Source organism: Frankia sp. AiPs1 (assembly GCF_023716945.1).
Classification (GTDB): domain Bacteria; phylum Actinomycetota; class Actinomycetes; order Frankiales; family Frankiaceae; genus Frankia.
Genome location: NZ_JAMQQF010000474.1, coordinates 1 through 4,758, shown reverse-complemented (window position 1 = coordinate 4,758; position 4,758 = coordinate 1). Strand labels below are relative to the sequence as shown.

The following is a 4,758-nucleotide window of genomic DNA, read 5'->3' as shown; positions in this document are numbered from 1 at the left end:
GGACGGTGCCGCATCCGACGGCGCGGGCGCGGCGTCGTCGTCGGCGGCAGCGGCAGCGGCAGCGGCAGCGGCAGCGGCAGCGGCAGCGGGACGGTCAGGCACGATGGGCGACGATGCCGCCGTAGCGCCGGTCGCGGCGGGCGAACTCCTCGCATGCCTGCCACAGGTCGCGGCGGTCGAAGTCGGGCCAGAGCGTCTCGACGAACGAGAACTCGGCATACGCCGCCTGCCAGAGCAGGAAGTTGCTCAGCCGCTGCTCGCCGGACGTCCGGATGACCAGGTCGAGGTCGGGCATGTCGGGCTCGTCGAGGTAGCGGCTCACCGTGGCCTCGTCGATCCGGTCGGCTCGCAGCCGCCCCTCGCGCACGTCCCGGGCGATCGCCGCCGCGGCGTCCGCGATCTCGGCCCGCCCGCCGTAGTTCACGCACATCACCAGCGTGAGCCGGTCGTTGTCGCGGGTGCGCTCCTCCGAGGACTCCAGGCGCCGGATCACGTTCCCCCAGAGCCGGGGCCGGCGCCCCGCCCACCGCACCCGCACCCCGAGCGCGTCCATGTCCGCGATCCGCCGGCCGAACACCCCGTCGGTGAAGCGCATCAGAAACGCCACCTCGTCCGGCGAGCGCTTCCAGTTCTCCGTCGAGAAGGCGTACACCGACAGCCATCGCACGCCGAGTTCGATCGCTCCCTCGACACAGTCGAAAAGCGAGTCCTCCCCGGCCTCGTGCCCCTTCGTCCGGGCGAGCCCGCGCCGCTTGGCCCAGCGGCCGTTGCCGTCCATGACGATGCCCACGTGCCGCGGAACCAGGCTGCGCGGCAGCGCCGGAGGCCGGGCCCCCGAAGGATGGGGGTGCGGATCACGGAACCGCGCCCCCACGTCATTGCGCAAAGTCACTGCCTACCTCCCCAGAACCGGCCGGGGCAGCGCCGAGCCGTCATCTGTCGTACCGGTATCTGCCATCGCCGCACCGTCCCCCTGCCGACGCCGGATCGCGCCGGGAGCCCCCACCGCCGCTGTCCACCTCACCATGTCCGTCCTCATCCCCTCCCAGCGCGTCCCCGACCAGCGCGTCCCTCCCGACCGGCGCGTCCTTCTCGACCGGCGCGTCCCTCATGGCCGGCGACCCGCGGACCGATCGCCGCGCCGCCGCGGTCATCGAACAGCCCGGTCCAGTGCCGGCCCGGCCGCGGCCTCTCATGCCCGTTCCAGATGCGGCAGCGCGCGCAGCCCCCGTTCGAGATGCCACTGGAGATAGGCGGCGACGATGCCGCCGGCCTCCCGCCGGGCGCGGGCGTCGCTGGCCAGCGCGCCGTCCCAGTCGCCGCGCAACAGGTCGGTGAGCAGTCGCACCGCTCCCGCCGAGACCGACGCCGCGCCGTGCGGACGACATTGCGGGCACACTACGCCGCCGCCAGCAACGGACAGCGACAGGTGCTGGCCCGGCTCCCCGCACCGGGCACAGTCGTCCAGGGCCATGCCGTATCCGGACACCGCCAGCGAGCGGAGCAGAAACGCGTCCAGCACGAGCGGGGCCGGCCGTTGCCCCGCGGCTAGCGTGCGCAGACCGCCGACGAGCAGCAGGAACAACCGCAACGCGGGCTGCCGCTCCTCGCTGGTCAACCGCTCGCCCGTCTCGAGCATCACGGCCGCGGCGGTGTGCCGGGCGTAGTCGAGCGCGATCGTCGTTCCATAGGGGGAGATGATGTCGGCCTGGGTGACGGTGTCCAGCGACCGGCCGGAGTGCAACATCAGGTCGACGTGGGTGCCCGGCTCCAGCCGGGAGCCGAACCGCGAGGACGTCTTGCGCACACCCTTGGCCACGGCCCGGACCCGGCCGTTGCGCCGAGTGAGCACGGTGATGATGCGGTCAGCCTCGGCGAGAGGGGTCGTTCGCAGGACGACCCCTTCGTCGCGATACACCGGCACCCGCCCATGGTTGCACGACCCCGGGTCTGCGCGGTAAGGCGAGGTCATCCGGCAGATGACCGCGACGAACCAGCCCTGTTTCGCAACCTCTCGCATACGAGAGATCACAAATGGATACCTTTGCCGGTGGAAGCCGGACTCCCCTGCGCCAGACGCCGCAGGTTGCGGATGATGGCTGCGTGCGGGTGGTACGGCGGGCGGCGCGAGCGATCCTCATCGATGGCAACGGCCGACTGGTGCTCTTCCGGCGGACACTGCCGAAACGCAAGCCCTACTGGTCCACCCCCGGCGGCGGGGTCGACCGCGAGGACGGCTCGGTGGAGGCGGCCCTGCACCGCGAACTCGCCGAGGAGCTCGGCGCGACGGTCGACCGCGTCCAACAGGTGTTCCTCACCAGTCCGCCGCGCGGCGACGGTGTCGCGGTGTCGCACTTCTTCGTCTGCCGCCTGGTCTCCATGGACCTGAGCAAGCGCACCGGCGAGGAGTTCACGAACCCGGCCAAGGGCCGCTACGACGTCGAACGGATCGACCTGCGCGGCAAGAAGCTCAGCCGCTACGCTCTGCAACCCCCGGAGGTCAAGGCCTTCATCCTCGCCAACCGCCAGGCGCTGCTGATCGCCGCGCTCGCCGAGGATGCACCACCGCTGACCCTCGCCGACGACCCGACCACAGCCGCCGCATCCCGACCTGGGCGGTCCGAGACGGCTACCGGCTCCACTGCGGCACCGCCCGCCGACGGAACCTCAGCCGCCGACGGAACCTCGCCATCCGACGGAACCTCGCCATCCGACCAGGCCGCGGCGGCCGGTGACGCCGGCGCGGCCAAGCCGGCCGAGTCATCCGGCCGGGCCTCGACGTCGCCCGGGGACGGGACGTTCGGCGAGCCCCCCGCGTCCGCCGGGGCCACCCACCCCGACCAGGCCACGGCCACCGACCAAAGCACCACGGCCGACCAGGGCACCACCACCGGTCAAAGCACCACAGCCGATCAGAAGACCACCACCGACCAGAGCACCACCACCGACCAGGACGCGACTGCCGACGAGAGCACCACCACCGACCAGGTCACGACAACCGACGAGAGCACCACCACCGATGAGAGCACCACGATCGGCGAGACTGCGAGCGCCGGCCAGGCCAGGACGTCCAGGCAGGCCACGGCCATCGACCGACACGGCGCGACCGGCGACGCCACAGCGTCCCCGCGCGCCGATTCCGGTCACGCCGGGTCACCAGATGACGGATCCGCCGCCCCCGTCCCCGCGACCAAGGACGCCGGTATGGCGGCGCAGCGGCGGCCGCGCCGGGCCATGCCGCCGATCCTGGAGATCGTCGACGGTGCGGTCGTCAACGACGGGTCCGACCCCCCGACCGTGGCGCTCCCACGCCCGCGGCGGTGGTTGTGGTGGCCGTGGCGCCGGTGACCGGTGACATCGGTGACCGGCGACGAATCCCACCGCATTGCGGTGCGTTGTGCGCGGTCTGCGCGCCGAAACCGGGCCGATCGCACCGCAACGCGCCAAGCACACGGCACCGCGACACGCACACCGTGACCTGCCCGTGCCCGGTGCCGTGCCGTGAGTCGGCGGTGGACTCGGCGTCCCAGCCTCGAGGTCAGAAGCCCAGGCGGCGTAGCTGGCGGGGGTCTCGCTGCCAGTCCTTCGCGACCTTGACGTGCAGGTCCAGAAAGACCGGCGTCCCTAGCAGCGCCTCGATCTGCCCGCGGGCGCGGGTGCCGACCGCCTTGAGCCGGGAGCCGCCGGCGCCGATGACGATCGCCTTCTGGCTGGGCCGCTCGACGAAGACGTTGACCCGCACGTCCAGCAGCGGGTTCTGGGCCGATCGACCCTCCCGGGGGATCATCTCCTCGACGACCACCGCCAGTGAATGCGGCAGCTCGTCGCGGACCCCTTCCAGCGCCGCCTCCCGGACCAGCTCGGCGACCATGACCTGCTCGGGCTCGTCGGTCAGCTCGCCGCCGGGGTAGAGCGCCGGGCCCGTCGGCAGCCGGGCCGCCAGCACGTCGGCAAGCACGTCCACCTGGTAGGAGCGGATGGCGCTGACCGGGACGATGTCGCTGAACTCGCCGAGGCCGGCCACGTCGAGCAGCCGCGCACCGATCCGGTCGGCGTCGCCGACCTTGTCGGTCTTGGTCAGGATGGCCACCACCGGGGTTCGTTTCGGCAGGCGGGACAGCTCCTCGGCGATGAAGCGGTCGCCCCGGCCCACGGGTTCGTCGGCGGGCATGCAGAACCCGACGACGTCGACCTCGGACAGGGTGGCGCGCACGACGTCGTTGAGGCGCTGCCCGAGCAGCGTGCGCGGCCGGTGCAGCCCGGGGGTGTCGACAAGGACGAGCTGGGCGTCGGCACGGTGCACGATGCCCCGGATGGCGTGCCGGGTCGTCTGCGGCCGGCCGCTGGTGATGGCGACCTTGGTGCCGACGAGGGCGTTGGTCAGCGTCGACTTGCCGGCGTTGGGCCGGCCGACGAGGCAGGCGAACCCGGACCGGAACTCCACCGGGGTCGTGCCGCCGGGGGCGGGACTCGAAGTCGGCACGCTAGCTGGTCGTCCTGCTGCGAGCCGCGCCGTCGGTGCCGCCGAGGAAGACGGGGACGCCGGCGCCGAACTCGGCGAGGACGGCAAGATCATCGCCCGCGATACCATCACCCTCCGTGACGACGGCTGCGGCCTCGAAGCGACGCGCCCCGCTGGAGACCGCCGCGGCCACGGTCGCTCGCAGCGCCGAGATCGCCAGCTCCGGCCGGCTCAGCCCGACGGTGGCCGCGGCGTAGGTGCGACCGTCGGTGTCACGCAGGGCCGCGCCCTCGGCG

5 protein-coding genes are annotated in these 4,758 nt (G+C 72.7%); 1 reads left to right on the top strand and 4 read right to left on the bottom strand.

Translation table 11 applies throughout. The annotated features are described in order from the left end of the window. Positions 1–94 precede the first annotated feature (94 nt). Positions 95–892, bottom strand: coding sequence for an isoprenyl transferase (locus tag ND748_RS25540; protein WP_251748612.1), 798 nt, complete (start codon positions 890–892; stop codon positions 95–97). A 300-nt stretch (positions 893–1,192) separates the two neighbouring features. Continuing rightward, the gene (recO, locus tag ND748_RS25535; RefSeq protein ID WP_374216032.1) at positions 1,193–1,924 is read right to left on the bottom strand and encodes a DNA repair protein RecO; all 732 of its coding nucleotides are present in this window, start codon (positions 1,922–1,924) and stop codon (positions 1,193–1,195) included. A 179-nt stretch (positions 1,925–2,103) separates the two neighbouring features. Between recO and ND748_RS25530 the strand changes: the two genes are divergently transcribed. Further along, positions 2,104–3,348: an NUDIX hydrolase gene (locus ND748_RS25530; protein ID WP_251748609.1), complete on the top strand. Its 1,245-nt coding sequence runs from the start codon at positions 2,104–2,106 to the stop codon at positions 3,346–3,348. 190 nt (positions 3,349–3,538) lie between these two features. Here the strand turns inward: ND748_RS25530 and era are convergent, their stop codons facing one another. Both era and ND748_RS25520 read right to left on the bottom strand, forming a co-directional pair. Continuing rightward, positions 3,539–4,483: a GTPase Era gene (gene era, locus ND748_RS25525; RefSeq protein ID WP_251748607.1), complete on the bottom strand. Its 945-nt coding sequence runs from the start codon at positions 4,481–4,483 to the stop codon at positions 3,539–3,541. A 1-nt stretch (position 4,484) separates the two neighbouring features. Beyond that, positions 4,485–4,758, bottom strand: a 274-nt coding sequence (locus ND748_RS25520; RefSeq protein WP_251748605.1) for a cytidine deaminase, incomplete at its 5' end; no start/stop codon positions are given.